Genomic DNA, 20,557 nt, shown 5'->3' with positions numbered 1-20,557 from the left:
TGAAGCTCTGAGCATTGCAATATCCTTTGCTATGCTTGTTCTCTACATCGATCGTGACCAAGACAAAAAGAGATAACCGTCCCTACTTTGACCAAAAAGTAACGGTTATCTCTTCGTTATAATACGGCCACCGTTTCAGACGGCTCTGACTTGAGGGTTGTGTTGACGCACGACCCTCTTTTCGTCTTCATTATAGCAAATCATCTGCATTATAGCAACTCATTCTTTCCCACCATAAGCGCCTTAACTTAGTCTCATACTTTTGTGAATTTACGTTTCAAAAGCATGTAAACTGCTGTTAAAATAGCGCTAAGTCCTGCTGTCATCGGGATAATCGGGATTGTATCGCCAGTTTTCGGCAAGTCTTTTGTGCTCCCTGAGTTATTTGTTTGCGCATCTGCAACACCCGGAGCATTTTTGCTATCTACTGATTCTGGAAGTGTCGGTTTAGTATTGTTCTCTTTTTCAGGTGCAACAATGATTTCTTTGTCTGGCTCCACTACTTCTGGTAGCGTTTTAGCCTCGCCAAGTGTTACATTTGTTGCTACTGCCCAATTGTTAAGCGGTGTGATGGTATAGACAGTATCTTTATCAATTTCGCCACTCAGAAGGTCAAAAATCCCTGTCGTGCCTTGGCGTGAAGAATAACGATATTGCGCTACTAGTGTCGTACCATCTGCGCCTTTAAGTTCTACTTGACGCCCTGCAAGTAAGTCCATTCCTGGATCTTTATCCAGTGTTAATTCAAACGATTTAGTATCGATAGCTTCTGCCTTCGCAATAACTAGTGGCGCGATTTCTTTTGCAGTAAAGGAAGCATTGGCAACATCTGCCCAATCAGAAGTAATTGTATACGTCACGCCTGGTGTCAGTTTTTCACCGACTGGCAAACGGAATTTCGGTGCTTGACGACGGTCGGATGCTTGCGTAAATGGTACATAATTCGCCGTGTACACATCACCATTCGTTCCAGTCAATGTCACGCTACGATCACGTAAAGAGGAAATAACTTGGAATTGTTTGCCGTTCGAATCACGATTATCATCATCAATTGCAAAAGCTTGGTTTCCACGCCCTCCTGCATACGCTGCAATAATATTCGCATAATCAACCACGCCATCCGCTTGGAATGACTCCATTTCAAACGTATCATTCGTTACTTGCGCTGAATCTCGCATATTGATTTTAGCCGAACTACCAACAAATGTCTCAACTGGTGTTCCTTTATAGCTTAACGTGTAGTTTTTTCCAGGTTCCTGCACTGTCACTGGAATGATGTAAGTGCTCTTAGATCCTGATTTCAAACGCGGCACATTCACGATACTCAAGCCTTCACTGAATACAAAATTTTTCTTAATAGCGTCTAAATTACTGTCTGCTACTTCATCTGCTGATAGCGCCTCTGGAAAAATAATTTGTAGCGTCATCGCGTTTAGCGACTCCACTTTATACGCCGCTTTTTGGCCTAGTGTAACATCTGTACTTGCTGCCCAGTTATTTTGTGGTACAATTTCATAAGCGATTGCTTCATCCAACGTTCCACCACCAGTCACATCAAAAGTACCTGTCGCACCTTGGCGTGAAGAGAAACGATAGCTTGCTGTTAGTTCACTGCCATCCGTGCCTTTTAGAATAACACTGCGTCCAGCTAGCAAGTCCATTCCCGGATCTGAGGCTAATGTCAGTTTGAAAGAAGTTGCGTCTACAAATTCTGCAGCATCAATCGTTAGTGGTGCCATAGCGCGAGCTGTAAATGAAGGATTAGCAATTGTTGCCCAGTTAGAAGTCACTGTATACGTCACGCCTGGCGTCAATGTTTCCCCCGCAGGTAATCGGAATTTCGGTGCTTGACGGCGATCCGATGCTTGCGTAAATGGTACATAGTTCACCGTATACACATCACCATTCGTTCCAGTAAGCGTCACGCTACGATCACGTAAGGACGAAATCACTTGGAGCGTTTGACCAGCCGCATTTTTATTATCGTCATCGACTACAAATGCTTGGTCACCGCGTCCGCCTGCATATGCCGCAATAATATTCGCGTAATCAACGGTACCATCCGCTTGGAACGATTCCAACTCAAACGTATCGCTCGTCACTTGGTTCGTATCGCGAATCCCAACCTTCACATTGCTCCCTGTGAAAGTCTGCGTCGCACCACCTTTATAACTAAGCGTATAAGTCGCGCCCGGATTTTGAATCGTCACCGGCACAATATACGTATCAGTGGAACCTGATTTCAAACGCGGTACATTGACAATACTAAGTCCACCGCTAAACTTAAAATGTTCCTTAATCGCGGCCAAATTACTATCTGCAACATCCGCTGCTGGCAATGTGCCGTCAAACTTGATTTGAAGCGTCATCGCGTTAAGTGAACGCAACTCAGTGATTGTCGCTACACTCGCCGTAGTTGCGCTTGTTCCTGCAGCCGAAGCTCCAATTGGTGCGATTTGTGGCGCTACACCTGCGATAATCGTCGTGGCTACTAATATAGAAGTGAATACTTTTTTTGATTGTGTCATTTTTACATTCTCCTTTTATTTCGAAAATTGATACTCTCTACATCATAGCGCCCAATTCTAAACTAAAAATAAGCTACAGATTAAATAATTATTAATCGACATTAAATTCCAATATCATTTTTTTCTCACTTCTAAAAGTTTATGATATAATTCTTAATTTCTTACTTTTATAGCGTATACTTAATATGTAAACAACTTCACACCCTCCAGACATAACCCCCTTTTTCCCCCGCAAAACTCTCTAGTACGTGCCCCTCTCCGCTAGAGAGTTCTTATTATCGCTATTCTATTCTAGGAGGAACGCTGCATGAAAAAACTAATGACCCTATTTTTAATCGTACCGTTATTGGCCTCATCGCTCTTATTTCCAGTACACAGCGATGCATCTGAAATGAACTTCTCCGTAAGCGCAAACATCCCTGAAAATCAAATCGACAAAACGAAGAGCTACTTCCATCTGAATTTAGCACCAGGGAAAGAGCAGACCGTGAATGTAACGCTTACGAACGAAACCAATCAAGAATTGACCGTCCTGACCTCTGTGAATACTGCTGTTACGAACGATAACGGTATTGTTGACTACAGCCAAGATGATCCGAAGCTTGACGCAACGTTGAAATACCCGATATCCCAGCTCACAGAATCAGCTGGTGAAGTCGTTCTTCCAGCCAACTCAAGCAAAAAATATCCCATCAAAATAAGCATGCCAAACGAAGCTTTCGATGGCACTATCCTTGGTGGCATTTATTTTAAAGAAAAGACAGCAGAGAAGAAAGAATCACAATCTAAGGATATTCAAATTGAAAATCAATACGCGTACGTCATCGGTATGATGCTTTCCCAAAATAATACAAAAGTCAAAGCAGACCTGACACTAAACGAGATTACACCGACTCAAATCAACTATCGGAATGTCGTAACAGCGAACTTGCAAAATACAGAAGCCACAATCCTCAAAGACTTAGACGTCGAAGCGCAGATTTATAAAAAAGATGGCACCAAAGTATTGCATGAAAATTTTAAGCAAAACATGCGAATGGCTCCAAACTCCAATTTCAATTTCCCAATTAGTTGGGGGTCGCAGGAATTTGAGCCTGGAAAGTACCGCCTAGATATGATTGCATCAAGTGGTGAACAAGTCTGGAAATGGTCTGAATATTTCACAATAGACGGTGAAACTGCAAATGATTTAAACGAAACAGCACTCGACATTGAGAAAAACTACACATGGTTATATATTATCGCTGGGTCGATACTTGCCCTGCTAGTACTTCTGCTTGTATTCTTGCTGGGTAGGAGATCTAGAAAGGACACAGATGAAGAATAAAGAAAAAACTGCCACGCCTAAAACAGGTTGGCAGTTTTTTAATTCCAATGGAAATACATAGAGTTATTTCACATTTTCTTATTTACCCTAATCATTTGTGTCTTTTTCATTTTGGTTGCATATGCCTATTTGGAAAGCCTCTCTAAATAAATCGAAGCCATCACGCCACAATAACAAGAATTACTATCGTTATAATCTATATCTGCAAATTACAGAGCAAACCAATAAAAAAGTTATCAAATTGGTCCTATAAACAGCCCAACTTGACAACTTTTATCATCATTTAATTGCTAGGAATCAGAGAAGTGTAAATAATCTCATCCTCCACCGTCTCATCTTCTAGTAACTTCAACAATTTCTCCGCAGCTACTGCGCCCCATTTATACTTCGAGTACTCAATCGTCGCTAAACGCGGGTGCAAATATTGCCCAACTTCCGTATTATCAAATCCGATAATCTTCACATCGCGACCAATCACAAGCTGCGTTTTTGCAAAATAACTATACATACCAATCGCCATTTCATCATTGAGTGCAAAAACAGCTACCGGCTCGCCAGTCCATTCCCGTTCCATCTGCTGTGCTGCTTTTTCACCCGTTGCTTTTGAGAAATCGCCAGGAATCACGATAACTTCCTCGTCACGAAAACGCTCCAACTCCGAAAGCGCCGCGCGCAACCGCTCCTCGCTATCATACGTATTTGTAGGTCCAGTCACAATGTAGAACTTACCAGTGAAGCCTGTTTTTAAATAATCAATAGCTAGCGTTGCGCCAGCCTTATTATCGAGCAGTACCTGCCTCACATTAGGGTGTTCCACTTCGCGATCTAGGACAATAATTTTATGACCGCGATCTGCGTACTCCAACAACTCTTCCGTCGAAAATCCCCTATCCAAAATAATCGCGCCATCAATCATTCGCTCTGGCAAAAAACGATGCGCCTTCATACCGCTGCAAACAATCAACTCATAACCCTTGGCCAGCAACGTATCCGTAAGTCCGTGTAGCAACTCACCATAAAACACACCACTATAATTCGCCAAGTAAATACCAACGATTTTCGTTTTCTGTGTTTTTAGCGTTCGTGCTGCCATATTCGGAATGTAGTTCAACTCATCCGCGATTGCCACAATTCGTTGTCTCGTTGCGTCCGTGACCTTTGGGCTGCCATTTAACGCATAAGAAACAGTGGAAATCGAGACACCCGCTTTTTTCGCTATATCTTTAATCCCAACCACTGCGATCCGCTCCTTGTTTTCTTTTCTTTATTATGCACTATTTTACAGCCGAATGTCTATTTCCTACCTCATTTAAGCCAAACAAAATGTAGCTTGCAAATGCGTTCCAATGAATACGTTAAAATCACCTGGATCGCTTGTAAAATCTAGATTTGGCTTGTAATAACGTAAATCCTCTTCCGTCAAACTAAAAGTAACTACCTCAGCCTCGCCTGGCGCCAAATCAATTTTAGTAAAGCGTTTCAATTCCTTGCATGGCCTGCTAACTTTTCCGACAACATCCTGCACGTAAAGCGCTACAATTTCTTTTCCAGCAGTAGACCCCGTATTTCTCACCGTCACCGAGATATTCAATGTATCCATTTTTGTCATCGTATCACTTGAAAGTTCGAGATTACTGTACGTAAAAGTCGTGTAACTCAGTCCAAAGCCAAAATCGAACAGCGGCTGATTCGGGATATCGATGTATTGCGACACGTAATGCTCTTGCGCATCCGCAGCATCTGCCGGCCTTCCTGTACGCAAATGATTATAATAAACCGGAATTTGTCCCGTTGTGTATGGGAACGACATCGGCAATTTACCATTCGGGTTCACGCGTCCACTTAAAATATCCGCCACCGCATTTCCGGCCTCTGTCCCAGGAAACCACGCTTCGACCAACGCATCACTAGCCTCAATCAAACCGTGTAAATCAAGCGGCCGACCATTAAAAAGGACTGTCACGACCGGCTTTTCAAGCGCACGAATCGCGTCAATCATCGGGTACTGCGTCTCTGGCAACCGAATCGTTGCAATACTGTTCGCTTCCCCGCTCCGATTAGCCGACTCGCCAAGCGCCAACACAATCACATCCGCGTCCTGCGCCACACGAACCATCTCTGCAATCTCAGCCTCCGTCACGTTCTCTGTATTCCCCGCACCAGCCACATCCACCTGACCAAACTGCGCCTTCATGCCGTCCGCAACGGACACCGCATCCTTCATATCTCCAAGCCAAGACCAAGCGCCCAACACGTCCTGCGTCGTCGCAAGTGGTCCAACAAGCGCAATTTTTCTACCCGTCGTCGCAAGCGGCAACAAGTCCCCGTCATTTTTCAACAATACCATCGCGTCCGCCGCAATCTCGCGCGCCGCCTCACGATGCTCTTTTGATAAAATATCCCGTTGTCGATTCACGTCTCCCTTCAAGCCACGATACGGATCCTCAAACAACCCAACATCTCGCTTCAATTCCAAAATCCGCATCACAGCTTCATCCAACAAGCTCACCGGCAAAACACCATCCGCCATCAAACGCTCCAAATTCTCCAAGTAGCATGTCGTCATCATTTCGATATCCACACCCGCGCGCAATGCTGCATCAGCCGCCTCCGCCGAATTCGCCGCCGTGCCATGATTGATAATCTCCTTAACCGCGCCCCAATCCGATATTAGCACACCGTCAAAACCAAGCTCATCCCGCAACACATCCCGCATCAACCACTCGTTCCCCGTCGCCGGCACACCGTCCACCACATTAAACGCCGTCATCACAAGCTTCGAACCCGCTTCAAGCGCCGCCGTGTAAGCCGGCAAATAATTCTGATACAACTCCCGCATCGACATATCCACCGTATTATACTCACGCCCAGCCTCCGCCGCACCATACGCCGCAAAATGCTTCACACAAGCCGCCATTTTTTCATGATTTTCCGCCAACTCATCCGGATTTCCCTGATAACCACGCACAAAACTCGCCGCCATCGCACTATTCAGATGCGGGTCCTCGCCCGTCGACTCCATCACACGCCCCCACCGCGGATCGCGAACCAAGTCCACCATCGGCGAAAATGTAACCTGAAGTCCAGCCGCCGTCGCCTCTTTTGCCGAAATCGCCGCCATTTTCTCAGCCAGCTCCACGTCCCAAGTCGCCCCAATCGCAAGTGGAATCGGAAAAATCGTCTTATATCCATGCACCACATCCGCCATAAAAATAAGCGGAATTCCCAGCCGATTCGTTTTCAGATACTCCTCTTGAATCGCGATCATCTCACCTGCCGTCGCCGACCCTAAAACCGATCCCGCATTCTTCGAGACTTCCGGTGTAATACCCATCTCCGCCATCGGTCCCGTCATTTCCCCCTTCGTAATCGTCCCCTTATAAAACATCGGCGCCAACTGCAAAAGCTGTCCTACTTTCTCCGATACTGTCATCTGTTCTAATAATTCTCCAAGCTCTACTTTTTTCATAATGCACGTCCTCTATTCTAATATTTCGAAACGTTTCTATTAAATCATATCAACAGTATAAGCGTTTTCTTTTTTACAGTCAAACAAATTTCTCAATAAAATCACATTTATCCTTTCAGATTATCATTTCAAACTTAAAAATAAATATTTTTTCAAATTTTATCTTCCTATAAATGCCTCTAAAAACAACCCCGAAATCCAGATAACTATCACATTTAACCCTTGTAACCGATTTCATTTTGTTTTATAATGAGTTCATCGAAACGTTTCTATAAACAAAGTATTTTTTGCAACGCCAGTTTTCAATAAAAATAAAAAGGTGGAGGAAAAAAGATGAAGAAAAAAGGAACTATGTTATTGTTAACGATTATTTTAGTAGTAGGAGCGGCACTTGCCAGTTGCGGAAATTCCAACGACGCTGCTGATACAAAGGTTCTAAACGTTTGGGCAATGGGAGATGAAGCCAAGCAATTACCACAACTCGCGAAAGATTTCGAAAAGGAAACAGGTATAAAAGTGAAGGTTCAAGCCATCCCGTGGGCTAACGCACATGATAAATTGCTAACTGCTGTAGCCTCAAAATCCGGACCAGATGTCGTTCAAATGGGAACAACCTGGATGCCCGAATTCGTTGCAGCAGGCGCGCTGGAAGACCTAGCAACATACACAGATAAATATCCCGAACTAGACGCCAAAAACTTTTTCGACGGTTCAGCAAAAACAACCCAATTTGACGATAAAACTTACGCGGTTCCGTGGTACGCCGATACACGCGTGCTCTTCTACCGTACCGATATACTGAAAAAAGCCGGCTACGATCATGCCCCAAAAACCTGGGATGAACTATCCGAAGTCGCTGAAAAACTCTCCAAACGCGGAGATAATATGTATGGTCTTAACATCGATGGCAAAGAACAAAGCCTCGGTTTCATGTTCGGTCGTCAAAACGGTTCACCACTTTTCGATGATGCCGGTAACCCCGTTTTCAACAAAAAGCCATTTGTCGATGCCGTATCCTATCTAAACAGCTTTTTTGAAAATGGCTCAGCACCGAAAGATGATCTCGGCCTAGACGTCGCACAAACATTTAGCGGTGACGCGATTGTCCCTATGTTCATCAGCGGTCCGTGGATGGTAAAAGCCGTTAAAGACACCGTGCCAGATATCGACGGGAAATGGGCAACAGCCCTACTTCCAGCCAAAGAAAACAACATGTCAAGCCTTGGCGGAGCAAATTTAGCCGTGTTCAAATATGGGAAAAACAAAGATGACGCGGGGAAATTCCTCCAATATATGAGCAAACCAGAAACCCAACTCAAATGGATGGAACTAACCAACTCCCTTCCTACCGTTCAAAAATCATGGGAAAATAAAACGCTAAAAGACGACCAATTCTATAAAATATTTGGCGAACAAATGGCGAATGCAGAACCAATGCCTCTAATCCCCGAATTTGAAGAAATCGCGCAAGCCTACATGAAGAGCTTCGAGCAGATCTATCGTGGTGGCGCGGACGTCCAAGACCAGATGGACACATTCAACGACGAAGTCAATACCATTCTAAAAAAATAATAAACCGTTCGGGGCAAAAGTAGTGAACCACGCTGCTCTTGCCCTGAATACATATTACTTAAGGAGGTTTCAAATTTGCGTCGTTTTATAGATCAAAAAACACCATACCTATTCATTTCACCAGCACTTTTACTATTAATCATGTTCTCCCTTTTTCCAATCGTCATCGCTTTTGTTATCAGCTTTACCGATATCAATCTAGTCGGACTCGCCGATTGGTCAAAAATCAATTTCATCGGCCTAGAAAACTACAAAAATGTCCTATCCGACCCGATATTCCTAAAATCGATTGGCAACACGCTATTTTATGTTATCATCGGCGTACCTTTAGTCATCGTCTGTTCACTCGGAATCGCGCTTATGATTAATTTCAGCCAAGCGAAGATTTTCCAGTTCTTCCGGCTGATTTTTTATACACCATCCATCACGAATGTTGTTGCGGTAGCTGTTGTTTGGAGTTATTTATACAACCCGCAATTCGGTTTATTCAACTATTTGCTATCCCTGCTCGACTTGCCCGCGGTACCTTGGTTGCAAGACCCGACTATCGCCAAAATTTCCTTAATTATACTCGCTTTGTGGCGGGCAATCGGCGTTAATATGATCATCTTTTTAGCCGCACTACAAGGCATTCCACGCGAATATTATGAGGCCGCTCAACTAGACGGCGCCAATCGCTGGAAGCAACTCACAAATGTAACGGTTCCACTATTACGTTTTGCGATTTTCTTCGTGACCGTTACAACAATGATCGGCTGGTTGCAATTTTTCGAAGAACCGTTTGTTATGACGCAGGGCGGACCCCTTGATAGCACAACATCCGTGGCGCTGTTCATCTATCGAAACGGTTTCCAACTGAGTAAATTCGGATACGCCGCAGCAGGCTCATTCATCCTATTCATCGCGATTATCATCATTACCATCATGCAATTCAAAATTCAAAACCGTCATGACGACACCCAAATGTAGGAGGAGTGAAAAAAATGAATCAATATGCAAACAAATCACGCGGCGCCAAATGGCTCGTAGGTCTTATTTTAGCAGTTGGTGGATTCTTCATGATTCTTCCTTTCATCTGGATGGTCCTCTCCTCTGTCAAAACGGACGCAGAAATCCTGCAAATCCCGCCGACCATCTGGCCAGAAACATTCACATGGGACAACTTCAGAAGCCTCTTCACAGAACTGAATTTCGGCGTTTACTTACGCAATACACTTGTCATCGTTCTGTTTTCCTTCATTGGTCTATTCCTGAACGCCATGGCAGGTTACGGCTTCGCCAAGTTCAAATTCCGCGGTAAAAACAAGATGTTCTACATGGTTCTCGCAACGATGATGATTCCCGGACAAGTCACCATGATACCAGTGTATCTGATTCTAAACATGTTCCACCTGACCAACACGATGACCGGTATCGTTTTACCCGGCCTTGTCGGCGCCTTCGGAATTTTCCTGTTCCGTCAGTTCATGTCAACGATTCCAGACGAGCTCATGGAAGCCGCAAGACTCGACGGTGCCAGCGAATTCTTCATCTTTTGGAAAATCATCCTACCGATTTCGCGACCCGTCCTCGCCGTTCAAGGCATCCTGACTTTCATCGCCGGCTGGAACTCCTTCCTATGGCCACTCATCATTGCAAACGACGAAAAATACTACACACTCTCGGTCGGGCTATCCTTGCTAAAAGGCCAATACGCCAGCAACTACGCACTACAAATGGCCGGCTCTACCTTCATGGTTATCCCGATTATTTTGATTTTCATGATGTTCCAAAAATATATTTTAAAAGGATTCAATGTTTCAGGATTAAAATAACAAACAAAGATGCCGTCACATCACGTAGCGGCATTTTTCCATTCTAATATATCATAAAACATCTCCATCGCACGCTGATTATACCCCACGTAATCAAATTCTTTAGTAGGCACCTCGTCATTCAGCGCTCGCAACATCCCCTCCACCAAACGCTCTTTTGAATTTGGAATTAACAAACCATAACCATCCTCCAAAATACTCCGCGATCCAGGGATATCCGTTGCCACAATCACCTTCCGCAAAATCAACGTTTCTAGCAAGACCATTGGCTGTCCCTCATGATTCGATGGCAAAATAAATACGTCGCATCGCTTCAATAATGGAAATGGATTAACCACCTGTCCAAGCAACGTGACATGTTCCTCCAGATCCAGTTTCCGAATCAATTCCGCAAGTTCGTCCCTCAGTTCCCCATTACCAATCAACACTAATTTGGCCTCATTCCGCTTTGCAACAACATCTTTAAAAGCCTCCATCAACATTCGCTGATTCTTTTCAGGAGAAAGCCTCCCCATCGTCATAAAATAAAAGCTATCCTCATCTAGCTCAACATCCGAAGCTTCATCCGCAGCCCCAAGCACAGCCTCATAATCCAGTGAATTATGCACATAAACCATTTTTTCAGAACTATTTTCCACTAAATGTCGCAATTTGGCCTCGTTCAAATCTCGCGTATGCCCCGCCACCGAAACGATTTTATCAAAATAATTATACAGTAAGAAAATCACATTTAAATCCACCCGATGCTTGTAGTCCACACCTAATTTTTTGCGATATTCTTGCATCATCTCGTTATGCTGATAAATCAATTTCTGGTTAGCCCCACTCGTCGCAAGCAACAAGGTCCAATACTTAAAATAACCATCAAAATCAATCGCAATATCAATCTTCGTTTCCCCTAAAATACGCCGCAATTCACGCTGATATAACCGTTTCACTTCCTCTTCTAAAAAACCTTCTGGGCCAAACTCCACATATAGTTCGTGACTCGCCGTGAAAAGCCGCTCTTCCGCTTTGCTCTCCTCTTCGGTCCGTAGCATACCGCCAACAACTGTCACCCGCAACACACGCGGATCCAATTTTTTGAAATTCCTTTTACAATCATCGTGAAGTGCCTCCGTATCCATCACAATAACCCGATAACGCTCGTAGTCTAAATTATGCAATAAATTAATAGCAGACGTCGTAATCCCATTATTTTTAAAGCCACCACAATACATCAAAATCGTCTTTTTGACATCGCCCGCTGGTTTATCCAACAATACACCCGCAGCCCATTGTTTCGAGGTAATAACCATCCCAGTCATAACTTCTTGCAAATAAAGAGGTAACACTTCATCCGTTACAATATAATCCGCATGTAACAAACTGCGCATTAACAAAGGCTCCAATGCCTCTCCACGATAAAAATGAATATATGTTTGACCGTCTTTTTTTATAAAATAACTTGGCATCGCATCATCCGAAACAACATACGCCGAGCTTGCTAAAGCCTTATCGCTCATCGATTCTAGGGACACTCCTAGAAAAATCGGATGCTGCTTTATACCTTCTATAAACGCCTCATGATTAGACACAATAACAACGCTATTTTTTCGAATAGCTTCCTGGGAATAATAGTTCAAATACCGCTCTCCCATCCAAGTTCGCCTCCTCATGTTTCTTCCAATATTCCCGTTCTGCTTTTTTCCAAACGAGAAAGGAGGATACAACGAATTGCCTTCATTATGTATAATTCTTTTCTTCTTCGCAACCAAATAAAAAGCCAATAACAACTCTTCATCAAGAAGAAAATTGCATTGACTTACCCAAACCTATTTATCCTCAGCCTTACGCCGATACCAAAAATAAAACATCGCGAGCGGCCACCAAAGCACTGCAAAAATGGGGAAAATACACCACAAAACATCTGGTGAATACATCACATTCACAACGATAAATAAGATAATCAGCAATGCCGCGCCCCAAATTGAAAACCCTAAATTCACCTTCGCAAGCGCCCGTCGTTTCTTCGTATTCGGCTTAGCCACTTCCAATTCCGCGACAATCTCATCGATGTCACCGAACTCAATAATCGCCTTATTCACCGCGTCCTCTTCTGATTTCCCTTCCTCCATCAAGTCCGCCACTTTTTCCGCTAAGTTATACATAATTTCTTCCTTAATTTGCGCCGCCTGATCGCTCTCCGGCACATTCTCAAATAGCTTCTCCACAAATTCCGATATCCTATTCACTAATCAATCTCCTCCAAAAAAAGGTTCATAATACCCTTAATCTCTCGCCATTCCCGCGCCATCTCGCTCAAATACGCCCGACCGAGACTCGTAATCATATAATATTTTCGCTTTCCACCATGCGAGCGTTCCCCGAAATACGACTCAATCAACAACTTCTTCTCCAACCGCTGAAAAACCGCATATAGCGTTGCCTCTTTAATTTGAAAGCGGTCACCCGTCCGTTCACTAATTTGCTTCGAGATTTCATAACCATAAGAATCCCCATCCGCCAAAATCCGCAAAATAATCGAGTCCACATGCCCTCTTAAAATATCACTACGAATCAAAATCACCCCTCAAATTACTCTACCAGATAGAATTATAATCTTCCTTAACTTTACCACCTGACAAAAGATTTTGCAACCCACCAAAATTCATGCTACGCTTATAAAAAAAGGAGCTGTTTCCCAATGAAATTAAAACTAGACAAAACCAACTACACCATCGCAAAATTCCGACCAGATTTCCCAGTACCCACATGGTTCCAAACCGATCACAGCCAATTCAAAAGCATCACGTACACCGCTGAAGAATGCTCCATCATCATGCCCACCGAATCCCTCGACACGGCCGAATCCGACTGGTTCCTCCTAAAAATCGAAGGAATCCTCGACTTCTCCCTAACCGGCATTCTACACAAAATAGCCACTCCCCTCGCCGAAAAAGAAATCAGCATCTTCGCCGTCTCCACCTACAACACCGACTACATCCTCATGAAACAAGCCAATCTAGACCTCGCAATCACGACTCTAACAACCGCCGGCCACCAAATCACCGAATAACAAAAAAAAAACACGATCCCCTGACATTAGAGAATCGTGTTTTCCTATTAAATCTCGCATTCCCCGCCAAACCAGCAAGGACCGAGAAATGCTTAGCTGCTAGGCAAAGGCGAGTACCGGAGCGGAATGTACGACCTGTACATGAGCACCGGAACAGAGCCTTTAACGACGCAGATGAGCGTTTCTCGGTTCTTGCGTTACTGGTTGGTTGAGCTGGCTGCAGTAAGTGTCACCGTCGTTGTTTCCTTCTTACCATCACGATAATACTTCACTTCCATCTTATCGCCAACTTTGACATCATTCGAATATAGAATTTGGCGCAGTGTCATCGAGTTTGTTACTTTCTTACCGTTCATTTCAACGATAACATCATATTCTTTCAAACCAGCTTTATCAGCAGCTGAGCCGGAAACGACTTGTTGTACCATCGCACCATAATCAACGCCATCTGGCAATTTTAATACTTGTTGTTGTTGCACTTCTGGAATCGTATCCACGTCACGCAATGTCACACCTAGCGACGGACGCTCTACTTCTCCATTTTTCTCCAACTGTTCGATAATCGGCTCAACCGTATTGATTGGAATCGCAAAACCGATACCTTCTACGTTTTCCGTCGAGATTTTCATCGAGTTAATACCGATAACCTGACCTTCAATATTGACTAGCGCACCCCCACTGTTACCAGGGTTAATCGCTGCATCCGTTTGAATAACTTCCGCTTCCCAATCAGACGTACCATCGCCATTTGTATCAACAGGCACCGTACGATTCAGACCAGAAATAATACCTTCCGTTACCGTTCCAGCAAATTCTGTTCCAAGTGGACTACCAATCGCAATCGCTGTTTCGCCTACTTTAAGCGCGTCAGAATTACCAAATTCAGCAATCTTCGTCACATTCTTATCACTAATCTCAAGAACCGCTAAATCGTTCCATTTATCCGTTCCAACAAGCTTAGCTTCGGTTTTCTTACCGTTTGAAAATTTGACTTCTAATTTGTTGGCGCCTTCTACCACGTGATTATTCGTCACAATATAGGCTTTACCATTCGATTTCTTATACACAACACCAGATCCAGAAGAAGCTTCCTCTTCCGCTGTTGCATCTGTACTAATCGACGTCCCAGCTTGGTAATTCAAAACACTCACAACCGCATCCTGTACTTTTTCAAGCGCTTTTGTCGTGCTTGTCGTGCTGTCAACCGTCACTTTTTTCGTTTCGCCGCTACCAGTGGATGTCGTGTTCGAAGTCGTGTTGGTGTTATCATCATGAAGCGCACCCCATGAGAATCCAAGCACGATTAATGCACCAATCAAAACACCTAGAAGACCAGTTAAAAAGACAGCTAGCATCGTTTTCTTCTTACCTTCTTTTTTCGGCGGCTCACTACCATTTCCGCCACCGCCAGCACGCGTTGGAGGTACCGGTGGGACAACATTATTCCCGCCACCACTACTTGCCGGCGTCGGCTTCACTTCCGGTTCACTAGCCGAAGCATCAAAGAAAGCATGGGTCGAACTCGCTTCTGCTTCTTCTTTCGTCGCTGTAGCAAACGGTTCACCTTCTGGCGTTACGCCTTCTGCAGAATGCACAGCTTTAACGGGGATGTCGCGCGCAACTTGTGGCTCAGATGCCGTATGTATCGCCGCATCTCCGGTTGGCTCAGGTTTTTCGTAAGATTGTGACTCCGATAACTTCTCAGGAGAAGCCCCACTTGCTAACTCATCTTTCTGCGTTTCCAAGTCTTTGTTTTTCTCATCCATGCATTATTCATCCCTTTCCAAATTGTAGACGTGTCCATATAGTTATTCTATACCCTAATTATGAAAAAACTATGAAATTTTATTAAAAATTCTGCTATAAATCACATTAAATCGTAAAAATCGGTGTTGGAATCTCGGGATCTGTATCAAATAAATCAATTTGCTCACCGACAATAATACCCTCGCCAGCCAATGTTTGCGAAACGGCCATTCTCGCGAGATCCTTCATATTATTATCTTTACTCAAATGTCCCAAATAAATCCGCTTCGTCGCATCACCAATCACTTCACTCATCGCAATTCCAGCATCCTCATTCGAAACGTGACCCTCATCGCCCAAAATGCGACGCTTCACATTCCAAGGATAACGCCCCATGCGCAACATCTCCACATCATGATTACTCTCAAAAAGGTAGGCATCAGCATTCGCAATATGCCCTTTCATCCGATCACTCACGTACCCCGTATCCGTAATCATCACGAATTTCTTTTTCCCACTGTGGAAAATATAAAACATCGGTTCAGCAGCATCATGTGAAACACCGAATGATTCCACTTGCAAACTACCGAATGATTTCACCGTTTCCATATCAAATTGAAATTTTTGCGCCGTGTTAATTTCACCAATCGACGTTTCCATTGCAGCCCACGTCTTCGCATTCGCATAAACAGGCACCTCATAACGCCGCGCCAGCACGCCAAGTCCTTTAATATGATCCACGTGCTCATGCGTTACCAAAATCGCATCCACATCTGTCATACTCCGCCCAACTTCGCTGAATAAATGCTCGATTTTCTTTCCACTCAAGCCACAATCCACTAAAATAGTCTGATCCGCCGTCTCAATTAGCGTTGCATTTCCTGAACTACCACTTGCCAATATACTAAAACGGAGCTGATCCGTCGCCTGATTCGCTGTCTTGATTTCCTTTGCAAACATCGCTTTCTAGCCCCCTTAAAAATTCCATAATCTTATTGTACAACGAAAAAAACACAATTGCACGAAAAAAGGAGAAACCTCACATTTTCCAAGGCTCTCCCACTTTCCACTCTACTGCTGCGCTTTCTGAACAGCGTCACTCTCCGAATTCGGTATTTCTTCATTTGCCTGCAAATCACTCGAGTTAATCACAGACCCCTCCAAACCGTTCACAAGGAAAAATGTCGTCTGCTTCTCGTGTTTCACCTCGAAAGCCCACACAGGCAAGTACACGTCCGAACTCGGCAAACTAACCAAATTGTAATAACCGAGCGTCGTATTCACAATCTTACTATTCTGCTTTAGATCACCATGCTGATGAAGTACCTCCAATGCATCCGTTCCCGAAATCACATCGTCCTTTTCATCGAACATCTTCGGATCACCGAGCATCGTTTGCCGATAGGAAATAACCTCATTATCCTTACTCAAATTAAACACAATCTGGCCATTCGTATTAAACAACACAGGCCGTCCATCAATTTTCTGATTAAATGTCATCTCGCGCCTCTCGGAATCATAGCCCCAATACGTATACCGGTCCCCTTCAAAAACATCACTCTTCAAAAATGGCATCAAATCCGCGCCATACTTCTCTGGATCGATTTTTACAGGCTTGGCTAGCACCGAATATATCCGCTGATCTGAATTCAAAACAGAAATCTTCTGCCCCTTCAAATCATTGATATCCTTCTGAGTAAAAGCAAGTGGCTCTGTGGTTAAATACGAACCCTTCTCTGGATTAGACGGAATTTTTCCATATGTTATATTTTCCGATTTCAATTTCTCTTCCAAAGTCTGACTAACAAGCGGCGTTGGCGAAGAAGACATTCTAGAATCAATGAACAGCACCAATAAGAAAATATCCAAAATCAAGAAGGCGATAATAAAAATCGTTTCTGTTTTCTTCCAATCCATTACGATTCGCCTCCCACAACAGGTGTCCACGTACCGTTGTATTTATAAAACCAAGCCGGCTTTAGCTCCACAACACGATTGTAGCTATTATTATTTTGCTCATATACCATCACATATCCCGGAGCAATCATCTGAATATCATCTGGATCCACCGTCTTAATTAGGTTCTCGTAAACGCTCACCGAACTCGGCAACGTCACTTCTTTTGACTCTGTTGTAATTTGTGCACCAAGTTTGAAAAACGGACGCTGGTATTTATACACGCCTTCCGTTCCCTCCGTCACCAGAATCTGCGACATGCCATCATCGTTAAACACTGGCAATCCCTGCACAAACAAAGAAAATGCGGTTGTCGAGCTATCCGCCGAGTAACCAGAATAATAATAATTTCCCGTCCAGCCCCAATGATCATTCACAAAATTAAAACTCGACTGAATCTGCTCTGACTTCATCGCACTGCTAAGCTGCGACGTATCGCGACGTTCTTGCGCCGGATCCACGTATGTGAGCACCTTTTCTTCTGGATTCACCGTCATCGAACTCGAACCATTCGTAAACGAGTTATCCTGCCCCTTCACCTTGCTACCATCACCAAACAGCGCATTTTTAAACAATCCAATATCAATCGTCTCAATCACATACTGCTGCTGTTGCAACTTCACAGGCGCGTCACTCAAGAATAAATACTGCTTATTCTTATATAACTCATTCACTGGAGCCATCACCGTTTTCTGCTCCGTCAAAACTTGCTCCAACATATCAACCTGCTCCTGCTGAATCGATCCCTGATAAATCTGCTCATTCGAATCATTTCCAAAATACACAGAGAACAAGCCATTCTCCGACTTAGTCAAATTAAACGTAATCCGATTAAACGAATTCAAATCAAAATTATCGCCCTTTAATCTAAAAACCTGACTGTAAACAGAAAGCGGCACAGCATTCGGGAAAACCAGTTCCATCGAATTATTCTGATGCATCATTCCTTGGTAACTCGCCGTCATTTTATCCGTCCGCACCAATTCAGAAAAATCAAACGTCGTCCCCGCCTTCACAAGCGCGTTAATCATCGTTAAATTTTGCGTCGTGTAATGCTTGTCATTCTGATGATAATACACCATCGTCGGCCTAAAAACCTGTTCTGGCTGTCGTAACTTTGCAATTTGCTCCTTTTTCACCGTCTCATTATCAATCACTTCATAATCCGGCTGCACTTTCCAGAGACTGTAGCTTAGGAAAACACTGATAACTACAAGAACAGTGAGGATAGTTCCTCTTATTTTTGTACCCTTCATTCCCAATCATCCTCCGGTAAGTCATTGTATGGCAACGTAAACGAGATAATTGTACCTTTCCCGCGATTACGCTCTGCCCAGATTTCGCCGCCATGCGCTGTAATCACATCACGCGCAATCGCAAGACCCAGACCAGTTCCGCCCATTTCCCTTGACCTCGCCTTGTCCACACGGAAGAAACGATCAAAGACTTTCGTCAAGTCCTCCTCAGGAATTCCCATACCTTCATCACTGATACTAACCTCAATCGCATCCTCGCGCTTCCGCAAGTAGAACGTAATTCGGCCACCATCTGGTGAATATTTATTCGCATTCGAGATAATGTTATCCATCACCTGCATAATTTTATCTTCATCAATTTCAATAATAACCGGCTCACGCGTAAACTGACGCTTAAACGTAGTGCCATCCTTCTTCATCATCTCAAAACGATCAATAATATGATTAAAGAAATCATTAAAATTCACAAAATTCTTATCTAAATTCGTGCGTCCACTATCCATTCGTGACAATTTCAGCAAATCATTCACTAAGCGAATCATCCGCTCCGTCTCGCTTTGCGTCACCTCAAGAAAACGCGGCGCAATCTCTTCATCCCGCCATGCACCATCACTTAGCGCCTCTAAATAACTACGCATACTCGTAAGCGGCGTCCGAAGCTCATGCGATACATTCGATACAAAATCGCGGCGTTCCTGATCCACTTTTTCCTGGTCGGTAATATCATGCAAAACAGCAATGATCCCATTCACAAAACCAGTTTCCCGTTGAATCACCGACAAGTTCGCCCGTAAAATATACGGTTCCTCAAACGTACTGCGATCCATCGTAAGCGGCTCTTCCAACTCCATCAAATCATCAAAGGAATAGTCATCCGCCACGCCAAGCACATCAATAATCGGTTTCCCATTCGCACTTTCATGCGCCATTTTGAGCATCTTCTCAGCTGGTGTATTAATCAAAATAACCTTCCCGCGACGATCTGTTGCAATCACACCATCCGTCATGTAAGAAAGTACCGACGACAACTTCCGCCGCTCCCCTTCCGTCATCGCTTGTGCTTCCTGCACCCGTTTCGTGAGCGCATTAAAGGATTCCGCTAATTGGCCAATTTCATCCATGCCGTACACTTTTACCTTGCGCGTATAATTCCCACGTGCCATCGCAAAAGCCTGACGTTTCATATCCGTAATCGGCTTCGTAATCGTTCGCGATAACAAAATTCCTAGAATCGCCGTAATAATCATCGCAAGAAGCGTCCCTGTGATGAAAATACTCGTAATACTATCAACCTGTTCATACACTGATTCAATATCCGTAGCCAAATAGATGGCGCCAATAACCTCTCCTTTTGAAGTAATCGGGGTAACATCCACCCAAATTTGCCGTTTTGGATTTTTCCCCATGAAGATTTTATTTTCGCCATTCCCACTATTTATTGTGTTTTTAATCATTTTATTCGTCGAGACCTGTCCAACAATACCTTGATTGTCCACATCTGAGGTCCCAATGATTTTCAGCTTATCGTCTACAACGAGCACGTTCTCAAAATCATTGCTACCACGAACGAAATCGAGCAACATACTTTGAATGTCACTCTCAAGTTTCGTCTGGTCATCGTTCGTATATTTCAACATTTCTTCGCGAACATTGTACTCCAATAAATTCACACTATTAGTAATCGCTGTTTTAAAGTTCTTCTCCAATTGGTCCTGCAACTCTCGTACAAAATAAGCCCCAATTACTTGCATTGCCACCAAAATAAGCAACAAATAAATCATGACAAATCTAAATTGGACCGATTGAAAAAACTTCATTCTCCGCATAATGT

Annotated in this window: 16 protein-coding genes; 5 read left to right on the top strand and 11 right to left on the bottom strand. The window is 43.8% G+C overall.

Annotation, left to right across the window (positions count from 1 at the left end; genetic code table 11):
* Positions 1–254: 254 nt before the first annotated feature.
* Positions 255–2,528 carry an LPXTG cell wall anchor domain-containing protein gene (locus tag HCJ66_RS03400; protein WP_187131887.1) on the bottom strand — a complete coding sequence of 758 codons (2,274 nt, stop codon included), beginning with the start codon at positions 2,526–2,528 and terminating at the stop codon, positions 255–257.
* Between the two features lie 307 nt (positions 2,529–2,835).
* Here HCJ66_RS03400 and HCJ66_RS03395 point away from each other — a divergent pair, with 307 nt between their 5' ends.
* Positions 2,836–3,855: a WxLIP family cell surface protein gene (locus tag HCJ66_RS03395; protein ID WP_187131886.1), complete on the top strand. Its 1,020-nt coding sequence runs from the start codon at positions 2,836–2,838 to the stop codon at positions 3,853–3,855.
* Positions 3,856–4,138: 283 nt separating this feature from the next.
* Here the strand turns inward: HCJ66_RS03395 and HCJ66_RS03390 are convergent, their stop codons facing one another.
* Together HCJ66_RS03390 and HCJ66_RS03385 are read right to left on the bottom strand one after the other, a co-directional pair.
* On the bottom strand, positions 4,139–5,092 hold the full coding sequence (locus HCJ66_RS03390; protein WP_187131885.1) for a LacI family DNA-binding transcriptional regulator: 954 nt from the start codon (positions 5,090–5,092) through the stop codon (positions 4,139–4,141).
* Positions 5,093–5,164: 72 nt separating this feature from the next.
* Positions 5,165–7,324: a glycoside hydrolase family 3 N-terminal domain-containing protein gene (locus tag HCJ66_RS03385; protein WP_187131884.1), complete on the bottom strand. Its 2,160-nt coding sequence runs from the start codon at positions 7,322–7,324 to the stop codon at positions 5,165–5,167.
* Positions 7,325–7,657: 333 nt separating this feature from the next.
* Here HCJ66_RS03385 and HCJ66_RS03380 point away from each other — a divergent pair, with 333 nt between their 5' ends.
* The 3 genes from HCJ66_RS03380 (at position 7,658) to HCJ66_RS03370 (ending at position 10,710) form a co-directional block, all read left to right on the top strand.
* On the top strand, positions 7,658–8,896 hold the full coding sequence (locus tag HCJ66_RS03380; protein WP_187131883.1) for a sugar ABC transporter substrate-binding protein: 1,239 nt from the start codon (positions 7,658–7,660) through the stop codon (positions 8,894–8,896).
* 141 nt (positions 8,897–9,037) lie between these two features.
* Complete coding sequence (locus HCJ66_RS03375) at positions 9,038–9,865, top strand: carbohydrate ABC transporter permease (protein ID WP_425489606.1); 828 nt, start codon at positions 9,038–9,040, stop codon at positions 9,863–9,865.
* 14 nt (positions 9,866–9,879) lie between these two features.
* Positions 9,880–10,710: a carbohydrate ABC transporter permease gene (locus HCJ66_RS03370; protein ID WP_181677128.1), complete on the top strand. Its 831-nt coding sequence runs from the start codon at positions 9,880–9,882 to the stop codon at positions 10,708–10,710.
* A gap of 20 nt (positions 10,711–10,730) precedes the next feature.
* On the opposite strand, the gene HCJ66_RS03365 is transcribed toward HCJ66_RS03370, so the two are convergent.
* The 3 genes from HCJ66_RS03365 to HCJ66_RS03355 all read right to left on the bottom strand — a co-directional run bounded on the left by HCJ66_RS03365 (position 10,731) and on the right by HCJ66_RS03355 (position 13,273).
* Positions 10,731–12,350: a glycosyltransferase gene (locus HCJ66_RS03365; protein WP_187131881.1), complete on the bottom strand. Its 1,620-nt coding sequence runs from the start codon at positions 12,348–12,350 to the stop codon at positions 10,731–10,733.
* 174 nt (positions 12,351–12,524) lie between these two features.
* Positions 12,525–12,944: a permease prefix domain 1-containing protein gene (locus HCJ66_RS03360; RefSeq protein ID WP_187131880.1), complete on the bottom strand. Its 420-nt coding sequence runs from the start codon at positions 12,942–12,944 to the stop codon at positions 12,525–12,527.
* Positions 12,944–13,273: a PadR family transcriptional regulator gene (locus HCJ66_RS03355; RefSeq protein ID WP_036094675.1), complete on the bottom strand. Its 330-nt coding sequence runs from the start codon at positions 13,271–13,273 to the stop codon at positions 12,944–12,946. Before HCJ66_RS03355 ends, HCJ66_RS03360 begins: the two co-directional genes overlap by 1 nt.
* Positions 13,274–13,396: 123 nt before the next feature.
* Here HCJ66_RS03355 and HCJ66_RS03350 point away from each other — a divergent pair, with 123 nt between their 5' ends.
* Entirely contained in the window at positions 13,397–13,768 is a 372-nt protein-coding gene (locus HCJ66_RS03350) for an ACT domain-containing protein (protein ID WP_187131879.1), read from the top strand.
* A 197-nt stretch (positions 13,769–13,965) separates the two neighbouring features.
* Here the strand turns inward: HCJ66_RS03350 and HCJ66_RS03345 are convergent, their stop codons facing one another.
* The 5 genes from HCJ66_RS03345 to walK form a co-directional block, all read right to left on the bottom strand.
* On the bottom strand, positions 13,966–15,534 hold the full coding sequence (locus HCJ66_RS03345; protein WP_187131878.1) for a S1C family serine protease: 1,569 nt from the start codon (positions 15,532–15,534) through the stop codon (positions 13,966–13,968).
* A 106-nt stretch (positions 15,535–15,640) separates the two neighbouring features.
* Positions 15,641–16,474: an MBL fold metallo-hydrolase gene (locus HCJ66_RS03340; protein ID WP_181677122.1), complete on the bottom strand. Its 834-nt coding sequence runs from the start codon at positions 16,472–16,474 to the stop codon at positions 15,641–15,643.
* Between the two features lie 111 nt (positions 16,475–16,585).
* Positions 16,586–17,431 (bottom strand): two-component system regulatory protein YycI, encoded by an 846-nt coding sequence (locus tag HCJ66_RS03335; protein WP_187131877.1) that lies wholly within the window; start codon positions 17,429–17,431, stop codon positions 16,586–16,588.
* Entirely contained in the window at positions 17,431–18,726 is a 1,296-nt protein-coding gene (locus HCJ66_RS03330; protein ID WP_187131876.1) for a YycH family regulatory protein, read from the bottom strand. Before HCJ66_RS03330 ends, HCJ66_RS03335 begins: the two co-directional genes overlap by 1 nt.
* Entirely contained in the window at positions 18,723–20,552 is a 1,830-nt protein-coding gene (walK, locus tag HCJ66_RS03325; RefSeq protein ID WP_187131875.1) for a cell wall metabolism sensor histidine kinase WalK, read from the bottom strand. The genes HCJ66_RS03330 and walK overlap by 4 nt, the downstream gene beginning before the upstream one ends.
* Between the last annotated feature and the right edge of the window lie 5 nt (positions 20,553–20,557).

Source organism: Paenilisteria portnoyi, from assembly GCF_014322795.1.
Lineage (GTDB): Bacteria > Bacillota > Bacilli > Lactobacillales > Listeriaceae > Listeria_A > Listeria_A portnoyi.
This window is presented reverse-complemented; position numbering and strand designations above follow the sequence as displayed.

Excerpts from the sequence above, each read along its gene's own strand:
- HCJ66_RS03400 (WP_187131887.1), bottom strand. The coding sequence starts at position 2,528 with ATGACACAATCAAAAAAAGTATTCACTTCTATATTAGTAGCCACGACG.
- HCJ66_RS03350 (WP_187131879.1), top strand. The coding sequence starts at position 13,397 with ATGAAATTAAAACTAGACAAAACCAACTACACCATCGCAAAATTCCGA.
- HCJ66_RS03365 (WP_187131881.1), bottom strand. The coding sequence starts at position 12,350 with ATGGGAGAGCGGTATTTGAACTATTATTCCCAGGAAGCTATTCGAAAA.
- HCJ66_RS03345 (WP_187131878.1), bottom strand. The coding sequence starts at position 15,534 with ATGGATGAGAAAAACAAAGACTTGGAAACGCAGAAAGATGAGTTAGCA.
- HCJ66_RS03395 (WP_187131886.1), top strand. The coding sequence starts at position 2,836 with ATGAAAAAACTAATGACCCTATTTTTAATCGTACCGTTATTGGCCTCA.
- HCJ66_RS03370 (WP_181677128.1), top strand. The coding sequence starts at position 9,880 with ATGAATCAATATGCAAACAAATCACGCGGCGCCAAATGGCTCGTAGGT.
- HCJ66_RS03385 (WP_187131884.1), bottom strand. The coding sequence starts at position 7,324 with ATGAAAAAAGTAGAGCTTGGAGAATTATTAGAACAGATGACAGTATCG.
- HCJ66_RS03330 (WP_187131876.1), bottom strand. The coding sequence starts at position 18,726 with ATGAAGGGTACAAAAATAAGAGGAACTATCCTCACTGTTCTTGTAGTT.
- HCJ66_RS03335 (WP_187131877.1), bottom strand. The coding sequence starts at position 17,431 with ATGGATTGGAAGAAAACAGAAACGATTTTTATTATCGCCTTCTTGATT.
- HCJ66_RS03340 (WP_181677122.1), bottom strand. The coding sequence starts at position 16,474 with ATGTTTGCAAAGGAAATCAAGACAGCGAATCAGGCGACGGATCAGCTC.
- walK (WP_187131875.1), bottom strand. The coding sequence starts at position 20,552 with ATGCGGAGAATGAAGTTTTTTCAATCGGTCCAATTTAGATTTGTCATG.
- HCJ66_RS03380 (WP_187131883.1), top strand. The coding sequence starts at position 7,658 with ATGAAGAAAAAAGGAACTATGTTATTGTTAACGATTATTTTAGTAGTA.
- HCJ66_RS03375 (WP_425489606.1), top strand. The coding sequence starts at position 9,038 with ATGTTCTCCCTTTTTCCAATCGTCATCGCTTTTGTTATCAGCTTTACC.